This window comes from Bradyrhizobium sp. CCBAU 53415 (assembly GCF_028128735.1).
Lineage (GTDB): Bacteria > Pseudomonadota > Alphaproteobacteria > Rhizobiales > Xanthobacteraceae > Bradyrhizobium.
Window position 1 is genome coordinate 1,336,476 of record NZ_LBJF01000027.1, and the last position, 14,753, is coordinate 1,351,228.

Sequence of the window (14,753 nt, forward strand, 5' to 3'; positions counted from 1 at the left end):
TCGCCCCGGAATGACGGGAAGCGCTATCGCACGCGCCGAAGACCGAGCCCGGGAGGTGAGGCAATCAGCCCAAAATATCCTTCTGCATCTTGCCGCCGTAGAAATGGAAGAACGGCACCGGCGCGTCATGGCGCAGCGGGCCGGTGGCAAGGCGGGTGTCGAGCTCGTTGAGCACGTTGCGCGTCATCGGATGCAGATCGGCGAGCGGCTTCGAGCCGAGCTCGACCCAGACCAGTTCGACCAGCTCGGCGTCGGCATGGATCACGCCCTCGACGCGATGGGTGATCGCGGAGGCATCCGCCGTGAAGAAGCGCGTGTCGAAGCGCTTGACGCGGCCGGGCGGGGTGATGGCACGGGCGATCAGGAACAGGCCGGAGGGATCGGGCAGCAGGCCGGCATCCGCGAACGGCTTCCAGGGGCCGTCGAGCTTCGGGGCCTTGCCTTCCGCTCTGCGGCCAAGGCAGAGCCCGGTCTCCTCACAGGCCTCGCGGATCGCGGCGATGGCGAGCGACTTGGCGCGCGAGGCTGGCGTCTTCGGGCTGCCCTTGGCGAGATTGGCTTCCAGCTCGGCCGTGATCGGCGCCGCGCAGGGCACGCGATAGTCGGCCTTGTCGACGCGCCCGCCGGGGAAGACGAATTTCCCGGGCATGAATACCACCTTGTCGTGTCGTTTGCCGACCAGCACTTTCGGAACGGCGCCGCTGCGATCGACGAGGATCAACGTCGCCGCATCCCGTGGGCGGAAATAGGGATGATGATCGGCTTCCTTCCCCTCGTGGATCTTGGTCTTCTCCGCTGTCTGCGCAATATCCGTCATGTCCTCACCCAAACCGCTTCTTGCTTGTTGCTTACACAGGCGGAATACCATCCGGAGGGTTCTCGTCAAACCCGTGCATGCGCAGAGCCCATTGCAAGCCGACCACAGCTCCCTTCACCGGCTGCAGCAGCGCGAGCGAGGCAATGAAGGTGAAGGGCAGATAGGCCGCGAAGCTGATCCAGACCGGCGTCGAATAATTGGTCTCGATCCAGAGGATGGCGGGCACCACGATGTGACCGACGATGACGATGACGAGATAGGCGGGCAGATCATCGGCGCGATGCGGCGTGAAATCGAGGTCGCATTTGGCGCAATGATCCGCCGTCTTCAGGAAAGCACGGAACAGCTTCCCTTCGCCGCAGCGCGGGCATCGACCGCGAAAGCCGCGCTTCATCGCGGCAAAGAGGTCGCGCTTCTCGACGAGGCCGGTCTCGCGCGTCCAGATTTTTGGGGCCGTGCTCATCGTCACCATGCTCTACCCTTGTTGCCTTTTCCCTTGCTCTTCCCTTTGCTCTTGTCTCGGCCCTTCTTTCCCTTGCCGGATCTTTGCTTCTCGGGCTTGCGTTTTCTCTCTGGGCTGCGTCCGGGATGGGCCTTTGACGGTTTGCGCTGCGGGCGGAACGGCCTGCGCTCCCGTGGTGAGCTCTCGCTCTCCGACGAGAGCAGCTCGAAGCGCAGTGCGCCCGCGATCGGGGCTGCTTCTATCAGACGAACATCGACGACGTCGCCCAGCTGATACATGGTCCCGCTGCGGGTGCCGACCAGGGCATGGCGGCTCTCGTCATAGTTGAAATATTCCGTGCCGAGGGATCGGATCGGGATCAATCCGTCGGCGCCGGTCTCGCTCAGTTTGACGAACAGGCCGGCGCGCGTGACGCCGGAGACGCGGCCCTGGAAGCTTGCCCCGATGCGATCGGCGAGGTGATGGGCGATCAGGCGGTCGACCGTCTCGCGCTCCGCCTTCATCGCGCGCCGTTCGGTCAGCGAGATGTGGGCGGCGACCTCGCCGAGAGATTCCGGCGTCTCGCTGTCGGGCAGGGCGCCTTCGCCAAGCCCGAGCGCGCGGATTAGCGCACGGTGCACGACGAGGTCGGCATAGCGGCGGATCGGCGAGGTGAAATGCGCATAGCGGCGCAGGTTCAGGCCGAAATGACCGTAATTCTCCGCGGAATATTCGGCCTGCGCCTGCGCGCGCAGCACGACTTCGCTGACCAGCGGATAGTAGTCATGGCCTTCGAGCTGGGCCAGCACGCGATTGAACAACGTCGGACGCAGCGCGCCTGATTTCGTGAAGGGAATGTCGAGCGTCTCCAGGAACTCGGAGAGTGCGTGGACCTTCTCCAGCGTCGGCTCGTCATGCACGCGGTAGATCAGCGGCAGCGACTTCTTCTCCAGCGTCTCCGCCGCGGCGACATTGGCGAGGATCATGAACTCCTCGATCAGCTTGTGCGCCTCCAGACGCTCAGGCACCACGACGCGATCGACCGTGCCGTCGCTCTTGAGCAGGATCTTGCGCTCGGGCAGATCGAGATTGAGCGGGTCGCGCTCGTCGCGGGCGCGCTTGGCGCAGGCGTAAGCCGCATAGAGCGGCCTCAGGATCGGATCGAGCAGGGGGCCGGTCGTGTCGTCAGGCTTTCCGTCGATCGCGGCCTGCGCCTGCGCGTAAGCGAGCTTCGCGGCCGAGCGCATCAGGATGCGATGGAAGCTGTGCGAGCGCTTGCGGCCGTCGGGGCCGAGCACCATCCGCACCGCGAGCGCGCCGCGCGGCTCGCCCGGCACCAGCGAGCAAAGATTGTTGGAGATGCGCTCGGGCAGCATCGGCACGACGCGGTCGGGGAAGTAGACCGAGTTGCCGCGGTCGAGCGCGTCGCGATCGAGCGCGGTGCCCGGCCGGACGTAGAAGCTGACATCGGCAATGGCGACGTTGACGATGAAGCCGCCTTTGTTGTTGGGATCGTCGTCGGCCTGCGCGTGGACCGCGTCGTCGTGATCTTTTGCGTCCGGCGGATCGATGGTGACGAGCGGCACGTCGCGCCAGTCCTCGCGCCCCTTCAGGTTCGCAGGTTCGGCCGCTTCCGCTTCGCGCATCGCGGCGGCTGAGAATTGCAGCGGAATGTCGTGGGCGTAGATCGCGATCAGGCTGATCGCCTTTTCCGACTTGACCGAGCCGAGCTTCTCTTTCACGCGCCCCGAGGCGAGGCCGAAGCCGCGCGAGCGGACGATGTCGACGCTGACGAGGTCGCCATCCTGCGCGCCTTGCGTATCGGTCTTCGCGATGTTCAGCTCGCGATCGGCGAACTTCTTGTCGACGGGGACAAGCCGGCCGCCGCCTTCGGGAAGGCTGCGAAATACGCCGAGGATACGGCTCTTGGCCTTGTCGATGACCTTGATGATGCGGCCGCGATACGCCGGGCCTTCGGTCTCGCCGGACGGCTCGACGCGCAGCAGGGCGCGGTCGCCGACGCCGGCGGCGGTGCCGGGCTTGGGCCGGCGTGGCATCTCGATGAGGATCTTCGGCGGCTCGCCGCTCTCGACCTCGTCCCATTCGGCGGGGCAGGCGATCAATTCGCCGTCCGAGTCGCGGCCGGTGACGTCGGCGAGCAGCGTCGGCGGGAGCGCGTCCGGTTCGGACACCTTGTGGCGTTTCTTCTTGATGATGCCGTCGTCGGCGAGCTCGCGCAACATGCGCTTGAGCTCGGCGCGATCGGCGTTCTTCAGGCCGAACTCGCGCGCAATTTCGCGAGTTCCGACCTTTCCTGGATTTGCCTTGATGAAGGCGACGATGGCTTGCCTTTCGGGAAAGCCACGGTCTTTCGTGCGTTTCACTTAACCTCTAATTCTTTCACTCAAGTCTTGCCGGCACTCTTCTTGGCCGGAGCCTTGGTGGCGGCGGCCTTGGTCGGCGACGTTTTTGCGGTCGACGACACGGCGGCGCGCGCCTTGCTGGTGGATTCAGTTTTCGATTTGGCCGCCTTCTTCGCGGCCGGTTTCTTCGGCTTTGGCGGGGTGTCCTCGCCGTCGGCGGCCTTTTTGGCCTTGGCCGGCTTGGCCGCCTTCTTCGCTTTCGCCTTCCCCCCGCCCTTGGCGGCGCGCTCGTCGATCAGCGCGATCGCCTGCGGCAGGGTGATCGTATCCTTCTCGAACTCGGCAGGGATCGTCGCGTTGACGCCGCCGGCCGTGACATAGGCGCCGTAGCGGCCACTCTTGACGGTGACGGTGCCGAGCGTCGGGTGATCGCCGAGCGCCTTGCCGGGATCCGCACCGAAGCGGCGGCTCGGGCCCTTGGCCACCTTTTCCGCGATCAGCGTCACCGCGCGGTTGAGGCCGATGTCGAACACCTCGTCGCCGGCCTCGAGGCTGGCATAGGTCTTCTCATGCTTCACGAACGGCCCGAAGCGGCCGAGGCCCGCCGTGATCGGCTGACCGGTCTCCGGATGCTTGCCGATCTCGCGCGGCAGCGACAACAGCTTCAACGCGAGCTCGAGATCGACATCGGCGGGCGAGGTGCCCTTCGGGATGCCGGCGCGCTTGGGCTTCTCGCCTTCCTCATAGTCCTTCTGCTCGCCGAGCTGGATGTAGGGGCCGAAGCGGCCGGCCTTGACCCAGACATCGCGACCCGTATCAGGGTCCTGTCCCAGCGAACGGTCGGCAGTCGCCTCGCCATCGGCGGCGAGCTGACGGGTGTACCGACACTCCGGATAGTTCGAGCAGCCGACGAAGGCGCCGAACTTGCCGGCCTTGAGATTCAGCCGGCCGGTGCCGCAGTTCGGGCACTGCCTGACGTCGCCGCCGTCGGCGCGGGGCGGATAGATGTGCGGCCCCAGCATCTCGTCGAGCACGTCGAGCACCTGCGCCACGCGCAGATCCTTGATGTCGTCGACGGCGCCGATGAAGTCGCGCCAGAAATCCTTCAGCACCTGCTGCCAGGAGATCTCGTTGTTGGAGATGCGGTCGAGCTGCTCTTCGAGGCCCGCGGTGAAGTCGTATTCGACGTAGCGGCTGAAGAAGCTTTCGAGGAATGCGATCACGACGCGGCCCTTGTCCTCGCCGTGCAGGCGCTTCTTCTCGAGCTTGACGTAGCCGCGGTCCTTCAGGACCTGGAGGATCGAGGCATAGGTCGAGGGCCGGCCGATGCCGAGCTCTTCCATGCGCTTGACCAGCGATGCCTCGGAGAAGCGCGGCGGCGGCTCGGTGAAATGCTGGGTGACTGAGAGGCTCTGCCGTTTCACGGCCTCGCCCTGGCTCATCGCGGGCAGGCGGCGTGAATCCTCGTCCTCCTCGTCGTCGCGGCCTTCCTGGTAGAGGGCGAGGAAGCCGTCGAACTTGACGACCTGGCCGGTGGCGCGCAGCTCCAGCGTACGGCCGCCCGCCTTCGCCATGATGTCGACGGTGGTGCGCTCGAGCTCGGCAGATTCCATCTGGCTTGCGATGGTGCGCTTCCAGATCAGTTCATAGAGCTTCGCCTGATCGGCATCGAGCCTGCGGCTCAGGCTGTCCGGGCGGCGTGACATGTCGGTCGGACGGATGGCTTCGTGCGCCTCCTGGGCGTTCTTCGCCTTGGCCTGGTATTGGCGCGGGGCATCCGGCACATAGGCCTTGCCGTAGTCCTCGCCGATCACGTTGCGCGCCTGGGTGATTGCCTCGGGGGCGATCTGCACGCCGTCGGTCCGCATATAAGTAATGAGTCCGGTGGTCTCGCCGCCGATGTCGATGCCTTCATAGAGCCGCTGGGCGATGCGCATCGTGTGCGCCGGCGCAAAGCCATATTTGCGGCTGGCTTCCTGCTGCAGCGTCGAGGTGGTGAAGGGCGCCTGCGGATTGCGCCGGGCCGGCTTGGCATCGACCGCCGTCACGGCGTAGGTCGCCAGCTCGAGCGCCTTCTTGAAGTCCTCGGCTTCCGCGCCGGTGCCGATGTCGAGACGCTGGATCTTCTTGCCGTCGGCACCGACCAGGCGGGCCTCGAACGCTTCCCCGCGCGGCGTCAGCAGGGTCGTGATCAGCGACCAGTATTCGCGCGGCACGAACTTCTCGATCTCGAGCTCGCGGTCGCAGACGAGGCGCAGCGCCACCGACTGCACGCGGCCGGCCGAGCGGGCGCCCGGCAATTTGCGCCACAGTACGGGGGAGAGGGTGAAGCCGACGAGGTAGTCGAGCGCGCGGCGCGCCATGTAGGCGTCGACCAGCGCGCCGTCGATCTGGCGCGGATGCTTCATCGCGTCCGAGACCGCCTGCTTGGTGATGGCGTTGAACACCACCCGCTCGATCTTCTGGTCCTTGAGCGCGCGTTTTTCCTTCAGCACCTCCAGCACGTGCCAGGAGATGGCCTCGCCCTCGCGATCAGGGTCGGTGGCGAGAATCAGGCGGTCGGCGCCCTTCAGCGACTTGGCAATCTCGTTGAGCCGGCCGGCCGCCTTGGGGTCGACCTCCCAGATCATCTTGAAATTGGCATCGGGATCGACGGAGCCGTTCTTCGCGGGCAGGTCGCGGACATGGCCGAACGAGGCCAGAACCTCATAGGACGAGCCCAAATATTTGTTGATCGTCTTGGCTTTCGCCGGCGACTCCACAATGACGATATTCATGTAGTTCCAGTAACTTACGGGAAAATCTCGGGCCGAAAACGAAAGGACTCGGGTCGGCCGTTTCGACCCGAACATGGGTGGTGAGGCCCCCGCTGTCAAATCGAGGGGTGTTGAAAGCCGCCTCGATGGGAAAAGTTTCATATCGAAAAAGTTGCAAAATACCACCTTGGAGTTGCGATCGATGTGGGCGTAATGTTGCCGTTGGGGCCATGGATTCGGGTGGGGTCTTGGTAACTAAGCCAAAGAAACGGACGCGCGCCGCATCAGGCGCGCGGGGAGGCTCGCGTCACGAGGAACCAGGGGAGGGCGGCGCGGACGAGGCGGTGGCCTTCATCGCCGAGCAGACCGGAGCATTGCGCAAGCTCGCCGAGCGCCACAAGCTCGACGTTCTGCATTATCTCCTGGGGATGACCAAGCTGGAGGCCGATGAGCATCTGCGGCTGCGGACCAAGCGCAAGCTGTCGTGAGGGGGCGCTTGCGGGCAGAAGCCCGGATAGAATGGAAAGCGTAATCCGGGCTCGTGCCGCCGACAAAGCGCCCCCGGATTGCGCTGTGCTCCATTCGGGCTGCGGGAAGCGCTCAGGGTGACGGTGCGAGATTGGGGCGCGCCGCATCACCCCTGTCATTGCGACGCAATGACGAGGCGGTGGCAGCTGCGCGCCATTACGCCGACCGCCGTCGCGATGCTGGTCGTGACTTCAGCGTGGTGTCCGCAGGGCTGAGCAGGCGCCCATCCTCGGCGCGCATCTCAAGTTTCTTCACCGGGCGGCCTTTTTCGCGGTCGACCAGGATGGTCGCGATCTCCTCCGGGTGTTCGTCGAACTCCTCGCTCCATTGCCGCAGCGCGACCAGGATCGGGAAGGTGCCGCGGCCCTTCGGCGTCAGCAGATATTCAGAATAGGCGCTGCCGTCGGAGGCGGGGGCCGTTTCCAGAATGCCGTGGTCGACCAGCGATCGCAGGCGCGCCGACAGGATGTTCTTGGCCATGCCGAGCTTGTTCTGAAACTCGCCGAAGCGGCGCAGGCCGAACAGCGCCTCGCGGATGATCAGCAGCGACCACCAGTCGCCGATCGCCTCCAGCGACCGCGCGATCGGGCAGGCATCGCCCTCGAAGCTCGTTCGTTTCACCATCGTCGTCCGTCCTATCGCGTTCGCACGGCGTCAGCACCGATCACGCGCTTGTGTGGTTGCATCATAAAACCAAATGGCCTAGATGGCAATGTAGTTTCATCATGCAACTACTGGAGGCGAGCGTGAGACTGAAGAACAAGACGGCCCTGATCACCGGCGGCAACAGCGGCATCGGGCTTGCGACGGCAAAACTGTTCGTGGCCGAAGGCGCCAGGGTGGTGATCACCGGGCGCAACAAGCAGACGCTGGAGGCTGCCGCGAAGGAGCTTGGGCCGAACGCGCTCGCGCTCGCCGCCGATGCCACCGACATCACGGCGACGGAAGCCGCGATCAGGCAGGGCGCGGAAAAGTTCGGCAAGTTCGACATCGTATTCGCCAATGCCGGCATCGCCGGCGGCACGCCGCTGGGCTCGGCCACGCAGGACGTCTTCGAGAAGGTCATCAGCACCAACCTGACCGGCGTGTTCTTCACCGTGCAATCGGCTCTGCCCTATCTCAACGACAATGCCTCGATCATCCTCAACGGTTCGGTGATATCAGTGCTCGGCATTCCGGGTTACTCGGCTTACGGCGCCGCGAAGGCCGGCGTGCGGGCGATGGCGCGGATCATGGCCTCGGAGCTGTCGCCGCGCGGTATTCGCGTCAACGTCGTGGCGCCCGGTGCGATCCGCACGCCGATCTGGGGGCCAGCGACGGCAACGCCGGAAGCCGAGAAGGCGTTCGAGAAACGGATCGCGCTATCGACGCCGCTCGGCCGCATCGGTGAAACCGATCACGTCGCAAAGACGGTGCTGTTCCTCGCCTCCGATGATTCCGCGCATGTGCAGGGCCAGGAAATCTTCGTCGACGGCGGCGCGGTGGCCTCCCCGAGCGGCGCGCCGATCTATCGCGGCTGATCAAATCAAGTGCAAATTGAATCGGCCGGCGCCGTGTGGTTGCGCCGGCCGGTCCGGCGTCTTGTGGGACGCATTGACTGAAGCCATGCGTGAGGCGTTGAACCTTTGCGCCAGCCGCAAAGACCCTTTATTATTATGGGCAAGGGACAGACAGACTCACGATTTGAGGGAGTCGGTTATGCTGAAAGCAGCCCGCATTTTTTCGTCGATTTCGTCACCGCGCGTTTTCACCGAACGATCCGCCGTTCCGACCCGGCGTTCCGACACGTCCGAATTCGTCGCCATCGCGTTGTTCTCCGGGATCGGCCTGTTCGTCTCGCTCGTTGTCGTGATCCTGGGCATACAGGGCGCTTGGCCTTAGCTTTGCAGATCGTGCAGCCGTCAGCCGCCGCGCAGTCCGGCGGCGGCTGATTTCGGCGCGGCGTCAGGCCGCGTGCAGGCTGGTGGCCGCCTGAAGCGCCCCCGCAAGTGCTTTCTCGCGGTGATCCGGTCCGACCTGGATGCCGTCGGCGATGATGAACTCGGCATTGTGGATGCCCATGAACCCGAACACACCGCGCAGATAGCTTTCGAGGTGCTCCAGCGCTGCGACGGGCGAGCCCGCGCCGTAATAGCCGCCGCGCGAGATCGCGACGATCACGCGCTTGCCGCCGGCGAGCCCCTCCGGCCCGGCCGCGCCATACTTGAATGTCTTCCCAGCCACCAGGACGCGGTCGATCCAGGCCTTGAGCTGGCTCGGAATCGTGAAGTTGTACATGGGTGCACCGATGACGACGATTTCGGCGTCCAGGAACTCGTCCAGGACGGCCGCGCTTGCGGCAAGGTCAGGCGCCAGCTCCGCCGGCACGGGGGCGCCTTGCGCGGCCGCGAGATGCGAGCCGGAGAGATGGGCCAGCGGCGTCTGGGTCAGGTCGCGATAGACAACCTGAAGCGATGGGGTCGCCTGCCTGAGACGGTCGACGATGGCGGCGGAAACCTGCCGGCTGACGGAGTGGGGGCCGAGCACGCTGGAGTCGATATGGAGGAGTTTCATTTGGGGTCACCCTGGTATAAGTTTGTAACCAGCGCTACATGAGTGACTATCGAAATCCCCGCAAGAACGCACTTTTTTGAGCCATGGGCACATCATTGAAACCTGAGAACATCGATCTGCCTGCTCCGCCGAGGCTGAACCCAAGTCCAAATCCAAGGCCAAATCCAAGGCCAAATCAGAGTCCAGATCCAATGCCGGATCCCAACCACGCGGACTGCCGCGGGGTCGCCTCCATACTGTCCCGCGTCGGCGACAAATGGAGCGTGTTCGTCATCATGATGCTCAGCGACGGACCAAAGCGCTTCAACGAGCTGAAGCGAATGATCAACGGCATCTCGCAGCGGATGCTGACCCTGACGCTGCGTGGCCTCGAGCGCGACGGCCTCGTCACGCGCACGATCTTCCCGACCATTCCGCCGCGGGTCGACTATGAGCTGACTGACCTCGGCCGCGGTCTTCAGCAGCCGGTGAAGGCACTCGGGGAGTGGGCGATCGAACATCAGGAGCAGATCGCGGCGGCACGCACGCGGTTCGATGCGCGTAAAGACGGTTAGGACGTGATCAATCTCGGTTCACCGATGCGAGCCGACCGTCACCTCCCACTGAGGGGCACGCGCTTTACCCTCCCCTGGAGGGGGAGGGTCGGCTCACATGAGCGCAGCGAAATGTGAGACGGGGTGGGGTGACAGTCTCTCCTCATCGAACGCTGCCCGAGTGGAGAGATCACCCCACCCCGCTCGCGCTGCGCGCGATCGACCCTCCCCCTCCAGGGGAGGGTAAGCTCTTTAAAGCAGCGACACCAATCCGCCGCCGTGGCGTTCGAGCCGACCTGCCAGTTCGAGCTCCAGCAGCACGGTTCGTACGATCGCGGGCGAGGCGCCGGACATCCGCACGAGATCGTCGATCGAGATTGGGGCCGGGCCGAGCAGGTTGGTGATCTGATCGCGGTCATGCCCTTGCGGATCGCTCTCGAACGGCTCGCTGTCGGGCTCGCCTGCGGGGTGCATCAGCGGCCGCTCCATGATCGGCTGAACCGCATTGATGATGTCGGCGGCCTCGGTGACGAGCGTTGCACCCTGCTTGATCAGATCGTTGGTGCCGGCGGCGCGCGGGTCGAGCGGCGAGCCCGGCACCGCGAACACCTCGCGGCCCTGTTCGGCCGCCATGCGTGCGGTGATCAGCGAGCCCGAGCGATGTGCGGCTTCCACCACGATGATGCCGAGCGAGGCGCCCGAGATCAGCCGGTTGCGGCGAGGGAAGTCGCGGGCGCGCGGCTCGTGACCGAGCGGCATTTCCGAGATCGCCGCGCCGGCGTGACCGAGGATCGATGTGAGTAGGTCGCCATGCTCGGGCGGATAGATGCAGTCATGGCCGCCGGCGACCACGGCGATCGTGCCGCTCTCAATGCTGGCGCGATGCGCGGCCTGATCGACACCGCGGGCGAGGCCCGAGATGACGACAAAGCCGGCTTCGCCAAGTTCGCGCGCGAGCTGGCCGGCGAATTTCAAGCCGGCGCCCGAGGCGTTGCGCGAGCCGACGATGGCGATCATCGGCCGCATCAGGGTCTTCGTGTCGCCGCGCACGGCGAGCAGCGGCGGTGCGTCGTCGATCATCGCCAGCCGCGGCGGATAGCCGTCCTCGCCGGGCGCCAGCCAGGCGATGCCGAACTTGCGGCTTGCGGCAAGCTCGGCCTTCGCTTCATCGGCACTACAGATGCGACCCGTTCGCTGCGCACCGCCGCGGCGGGCGAGATCCGGCAGTCGCTCCAGCGCGGCGCGCGGGCTGCCGAAATGATCGACCAGCGAGCGGAAGGTGCGCGGCCCGACATTGTCGGAGCGGATCAGCCGCAGGCGGTCGATCCGCTCAGACTCGGTCAGCTCCACGCTCGGATTGATGGCGTCCACGGCGTCTCCTTGCAGGCACAGCATGGAACAACCTGAGGGCGTTGCGCAACAGTCACGTGCGCTTGCGCGACCTTGCTGCGATGCTAAAAGCGATCACAATAAGAAGGATTTTGCCATGATCTCGCTTGCCGACCTCCAGCGCCGCATCGAAACGGGCGAGCTTTCGCCCGACGCCGCCATCGCGCAATCGCACGCGGCGATCGAGGCCAAAGAGAAGGACGTCCACGCCTTCGTCCGCCACGACAAATCGGCGAGGGCGCAAGGCTCCGGGCCGCTGCGCGGCATTGCGGTCGGCATCAAGGACATCATCGACACCGCCAATATGCCGACCGAGATGGGCTCGGAGATCTATCGCGGGTGGCAGCCGCGCAGCGACGCGCCGGTCGTGATGCTGCTGAAGCGGGCAGGCGCCACCATCATCGGCAAGACCACCACGACCGCGTTCGCCTCGCGCGATCCGACGCCGACGCGCAATCCGCACAATCTTGGCCACTCGCCGGGCGGCTCGTCCTCGGGCTCGGCTGCGGCGGTCGGCGCCGGCATGATCCCGCTGGCGCTGGGCACCCAGACCGGCGGCTCGGTGATCCGGCCCGCGGCCTATTGCGGGACCGCCGCGATCAAGCCGTCGTTCCGGATGCTGCCGACGGTCGGCGTGAAGTGCTACTCGTGGGCGCTCGACACGGTCGGCCTGTTTGGCGCGCGCGCTGAGGATCTCGCGCGCGGACTGCTCGCGATGACCGGCCGCACCGAATTTTCGGGCATCGCCCCGGCGAAGGCGCCCCGCATCGGCGTCGTCAGGCAGGAGTTTGCCGGCGCGGTCGAGCCGGCGGCCGAAGAGGGGCTGCTGGCCGCGATCAAGGCGGCCGAGCGCGCCGGCGCCAGCGTGCAGGTGATCGATCTGCCCGAGGCGGTGCAGGAAGCCTGGCGCATCCATCCGATCATCCAGGATTTTGAGGCGCATCGCGCGCTGGCCTGGGAGTTCTCCGAGCGGCACGACGAGATCGCGCCGATGCTGCGCGCCAGTCTCGATGCGACGGCCCATCTGACGCCGAAGGAATATGACGAGGCGCGCCGGGTCAGCCGTCGCGGCCGCCGCGAGCTCGGCGAGCTGTTCGAGGGTGTCGACGTGCTCTTGACCTATTCTGCGCCGGGCACGGCGCCGGCCAAGGAGCTCGCGACCACCGGCGATCCCCGCTACAACCGGCTCTGGACGCTGATGGGCAATCCTTGCGTCAACGTGCCTGTCCTCAAGGTCGGCGGCCTGCCGATCGGCGTGCAGGTGATCGCGCGCTTCGGCAACGATCCGCTCGCGCTTGCGGCGGCCTGGTTCCTGGAGGATGCGCTGGCGAAATCAGGCTAGCTCAGGTTCGAAAGAAGCAAGGGCCTGAACGGGCGCAGAGGGCGCTGCGCCGGCCCTTGCATCTTGCCCGAGCCAGCGCTCGGCGGCCTCGCGGCCGCTCCGGTGCAGCAGGCGAATGAAGCCGCGGCCGAGATCGGTCGATGAGCGCTGCGCCAGGCCGTCGACGGAGTCTTCCGCCGCGATCCTGGTGAGGCGCAACGAAGCCGTGGCGCGCGACTGCGCCCATTCGATCGCCGCGATCTCGGCATTGAGCGCGGCGTTGGCCATGATCTGGTCGAGCCTGCGGTCGATTGCGGCGAGCGTGATCGGCACATAGCTGTCGCGCGTCGGCGTGACCTGAACGAGCAGCAAATCCGTCGCCGCCGTTTCCTGGACCAGCCGCAGCAGCGGCGGATTGCCGCCGAAGCCGCCGTCCCAATAGGCTTCGCCGTCGATCTCGACGGCGCAGTGAACCAGCGGCGGACAGGTCGAGGCCAGCGCGACGTCGGCGGTGATGGCGTCGTTGGCGAAGATCTGCTGCTGCCCGTCGCGGATCCGCGTCGCCGCGATCAGCAGCTTCGGGCATCGCGCGTCGCGCAAGATGGAAAAGTTGATGTCGCGCGACAGCGCCTGCCGCAGCGGGTCGAGATCGAATGGATCGAACTGCCCGGAGCGCAGCGTCGGGCCGAACGCGACCGAGCTTCCCGCCGGTGAAAAGCCGCCGACGAGCATCAGCGAGCGGAACGAGGCCTCATGCATCAGCCGGACCCAAAACCGGTTCAGCCGCGACCGCGCGCCTTCGCGTCCGCCTTCGGCAAGGCCGCAAGCAAGCAGCAGCGCATTGACGGCGCCGGCGCTGGCGCCGCTGATGGTGTCGATCGCGATGTCAGGCTCTTCCAGCAGCCGCTCCAGCACGCCCCAGGTGAAGGCGGCAAAGGTGCCGCCACCCTGCAGCGCCAGCGAAAGCTTTCGCGGCGGCCAGTGGCCGGAACGCGCCTGGCCGACCGGTACAGCTTCGGTCATCGCGCTATCGAGCCGAGCGTCGGCTGGCGCGACGGACCGAGCCTGCGGCGCTGGCCGTGAAATAGGGGCAGGCGCGGAGGCGGGCGGCAGCGAGGGCGCGTCGGACCAGATGTTGGTCGTCGAGAGCAGCCGGCTTGCCGCGCTGCCGGTAGCACCCAGCGAACCAGCCCCGTCATGCGCACCGATCATCTTCTCGCTCATTCTGAGCAACCGCGTAACCGCCGCTTCCTGTGTCAAGATGACAGGCGCGCAACCCGTTTGCTACTGCCCGCCCCGAGTGGCGGGAAGGTTGCGAACAGGATTTGGCGGATAATGCGGTAGAGGTGCGGCGATATCCGTACTTTTTTCGGCTTCAGATTCGTGTTTGACGCGTTTTCCTGACGCGAACCGGCATCCACTTCGCTCGAAAACGCTCTAGGCCTTCTCGCCGATCCGGCTTTCCTTGCCCGCCTGCAAGCGCTTGATGTTCTCGCGATGCGCGTAGAACAGGAGCAGCGTCAGCACCGCTGTGAGCGCCGACAGGGCGAGATGGCCGAACCACCACAGGAAGATCGGCGTGATGAACGCCGCCACCAGCGCGGAGAGCGAGGAGTAGCGGGTGGTGAAGGCGGTCGCCAGCCAAAGCAGGCAGAACACGACGGCGCCGGGCCAGAACAGGCCGAGCAGGATACCGATATAGACGGCGACGCCCTTGCCGCCCCTGAACTTGAGCCAGACCGGGAAGAGATGGCCGAGGAAAGCGCCGAGCCCGGCCACCATTGCGGCATTGGGGCCTGCGACGTAACCCGCGATCACCACGGCCACGGTGCCCTTGAGCGCGTCGAACAGCAGGGTGCCCGCGGCAAGGCTCTTGCGTCCCGTGCGCAGCACATTGGTGGCGCCGATGCTGCCCGAGCCGATCGAGCGGATATCCTGCGTGCCCGCGAGCTTCGTCAGGATTAGCCCGAATGGAATCGAGCCGAGGAGATAGCCGATGACGAAAGCCACCGGCAGAAATGCTTCAAGCCCCATGGCGGCAGCTCCAAAGG

General features: G+C 65.8%; 14 protein-coding genes. 5 read left to right on the plus strand and 9 right to left on the minus strand.

The features are described from left to right. Positions 1–64: 64 nt before the first annotated feature. Genes XH87_RS34450 through topA form a run of 4 tightly spaced genes read right to left on the minus strand, consistent with a single transcriptional unit; the run spans position 65 to position 6,399 of the window. Positions 65–817: an NUDIX hydrolase gene (locus XH87_RS34450; protein ID WP_271590637.1), complete on the minus strand. Its 753-nt coding sequence runs from the start codon at positions 815–817 to the stop codon at positions 65–67. Between the two features lie 31 nt (positions 818–848). Continuing rightward, a complete protein-coding gene (locus XH87_RS34455; RefSeq protein ID WP_271590638.1) occupies positions 849–1,289 on the minus strand; it encodes a DUF983 domain-containing protein in 441 nt (146 codons plus the stop codon). Then, positions 1,283–3,643, minus strand: coding sequence for a ribonuclease R (gene rnr, locus XH87_RS34460; protein ID WP_271590639.1), 2,361 nt, complete (start codon positions 3,641–3,643; stop codon positions 1,283–1,285). The genes XH87_RS34455 and rnr overlap by 7 nt, the downstream gene beginning before the upstream one ends. 20 nt (positions 3,644–3,663) lie before the next feature. Further along, complete coding sequence (topA, locus tag XH87_RS34465; RefSeq protein ID WP_271590640.1) at positions 3,664–6,399, minus strand: type I DNA topoisomerase; 2,736 nt, start codon at positions 6,397–6,399, stop codon at positions 3,664–3,666. A 323-nt stretch (positions 6,400–6,722) separates the two neighbouring features. On the opposite strand from topA, the gene XH87_RS34470 reads away from it, so the two are divergent. Beyond that, positions 6,723–6,866, plus strand: coding sequence for a hypothetical protein (locus XH87_RS34470; protein ID WP_225150133.1), 144 nt, complete (start codon positions 6,723–6,725; stop codon positions 6,864–6,866). Positions 6,867–7,062: 196 nt separating this feature from the next. On the opposite strand, the gene XH87_RS34475 is transcribed toward XH87_RS34470, so the two are convergent. Beyond that, on the minus strand, positions 7,063–7,530 hold the full coding sequence (locus XH87_RS34475; RefSeq protein WP_271590641.1) for a winged helix-turn-helix transcriptional regulator: 468 nt from the start codon (positions 7,528–7,530) through the stop codon (positions 7,063–7,065). A gap of 122 nt (positions 7,531–7,652) precedes the next feature. On the opposite strand from XH87_RS34475, the gene XH87_RS34480 reads away from it, so the two are divergent. Together XH87_RS34480 and XH87_RS34485 are read left to right on the plus strand one after the other, a co-directional pair. Continuing rightward, positions 7,653–8,426 carry an SDR family oxidoreductase gene (locus tag XH87_RS34480; protein WP_035709926.1) on the plus strand — a complete coding sequence of 258 codons (774 nt, stop codon included), beginning with the start codon at positions 7,653–7,655 and terminating at the stop codon, positions 8,424–8,426. Positions 8,427–8,604: 178 nt separating this feature from the next. Next, positions 8,605–8,787 carry a hypothetical protein gene (locus tag XH87_RS34485; RefSeq protein ID WP_271590642.1) on the plus strand — a complete coding sequence of 61 codons (183 nt, stop codon included), beginning with the start codon at positions 8,605–8,607 and terminating at the stop codon, positions 8,785–8,787. Positions 8,788–8,850: 63 nt separating this feature from the next. On the opposite strand, the gene XH87_RS34490 is transcribed toward XH87_RS34485, so the two are convergent. After that, positions 8,851–9,459 (minus strand): FMN-dependent NADH-azoreductase, encoded by a 609-nt coding sequence (locus XH87_RS34490; RefSeq protein WP_271590643.1) that lies wholly within the window; start codon positions 9,457–9,459, stop codon positions 8,851–8,853. 83 nt (positions 9,460–9,542) lie between these two features. Between XH87_RS34490 and XH87_RS34495 the strand changes: the two genes are divergently transcribed. Continuing rightward, positions 9,543–10,013, plus strand: a complete 471-nt coding sequence (locus XH87_RS34495; protein WP_271590644.1) for a winged helix-turn-helix transcriptional regulator — start codon at positions 9,543–9,545, stop codon at positions 10,011–10,013. Positions 10,014–10,244: 231 nt separating this feature from the next. Here XH87_RS34495 and dprA read toward each other — a convergent pair whose 3' ends face one another. Continuing rightward, complete coding sequence (gene dprA, locus XH87_RS34500; RefSeq protein WP_271590645.1) at positions 10,245–11,387, minus strand: DNA-processing protein DprA; 1,143 nt, start codon at positions 11,385–11,387, stop codon at positions 10,245–10,247. Positions 11,388–11,478: 91 nt separating this feature from the next. Between dprA and XH87_RS34505 the strand changes: the two genes are divergently transcribed. Continuing rightward, a complete protein-coding gene (locus XH87_RS34505; protein ID WP_271590646.1) occupies positions 11,479–12,723 on the plus strand; it encodes an amidase in 1,245 nt (414 codons plus the stop codon). Here the strand turns inward: XH87_RS34505 and XH87_RS34510 are convergent. Then, positions 12,715–13,926, minus strand: coding sequence for a patatin-like phospholipase family protein (locus XH87_RS34510; RefSeq protein WP_271590647.1), 1,212 nt, complete (start codon positions 13,924–13,926; stop codon positions 12,715–12,717). The genes XH87_RS34505 and XH87_RS34510 overlap by 9 nt on opposite strands. 213 nt (positions 13,927–14,139) lie before the next feature. Beyond that, positions 14,140–14,736 carry a glycerol-3-phosphate 1-O-acyltransferase PlsY gene (plsY, locus tag XH87_RS34515; RefSeq protein ID WP_035709893.1) on the minus strand — a complete coding sequence of 199 codons (597 nt, stop codon included), beginning with the start codon at positions 14,734–14,736 and terminating at the stop codon, positions 14,140–14,142. Between the last annotated feature and the right edge of the window lie 17 nt (positions 14,737–14,753).

Excerpts from the sequence above, each read along its gene's own strand:
- XH87_RS34475 (WP_271590641.1), bottom strand. The coding sequence starts at position 7,530 with ATGGTGAAACGAACGAGCTTCGAGGGCGATGCCTGCCCGATCGCGCGG.
- XH87_RS34450 (WP_271590637.1), bottom strand. The coding sequence starts at position 817 with ATGACGGATATTGCGCAGACAGCGGAGAAGACCAAGATCCACGAGGGG.
- plsY (WP_035709893.1), bottom strand. The coding sequence starts at position 14,736 with ATGGGGCTTGAAGCATTTCTGCCGGTGGCTTTCGTCATCGGCTATCTC.
- topA (WP_271590640.1), bottom strand. The coding sequence starts at position 6,399 with ATGAATATCGTCATTGTGGAGTCGCCGGCGAAAGCCAAGACGATCAAC.
- XH87_RS34455 (WP_271590638.1), bottom strand. The coding sequence starts at position 1,289 with ATGGTGACGATGAGCACGGCCCCAAAAATCTGGACGCGCGAGACCGGC.
- dprA (WP_271590645.1), bottom strand. The coding sequence starts at position 11,387 with ATGCTGTGCCTGCAAGGAGACGCCGTGGACGCCATCAATCCGAGCGTG.
- XH87_RS34490 (WP_271590643.1), bottom strand. The coding sequence starts at position 9,459 with ATGAAACTCCTCCATATCGACTCCAGCGTGCTCGGCCCCCACTCCGTC.
- XH87_RS34495 (WP_271590644.1), top strand. The coding sequence starts at position 9,543 with ATGGGCACATCATTGAAACCTGAGAACATCGATCTGCCTGCTCCGCCG.
- XH87_RS34485 (WP_271590642.1), top strand. The coding sequence starts at position 8,605 with ATGCTGAAAGCAGCCCGCATTTTTTCGTCGATTTCGTCACCGCGCGTT.
- XH87_RS34505 (WP_271590646.1), top strand. The coding sequence starts at position 11,479 with ATGATCTCGCTTGCCGACCTCCAGCGCCGCATCGAAACGGGCGAGCTT.
- XH87_RS34510 (WP_271590647.1), bottom strand. The coding sequence starts at position 13,926 with ATGAGCGAGAAGATGATCGGTGCGCATGACGGGGCTGGTTCGCTGGGT.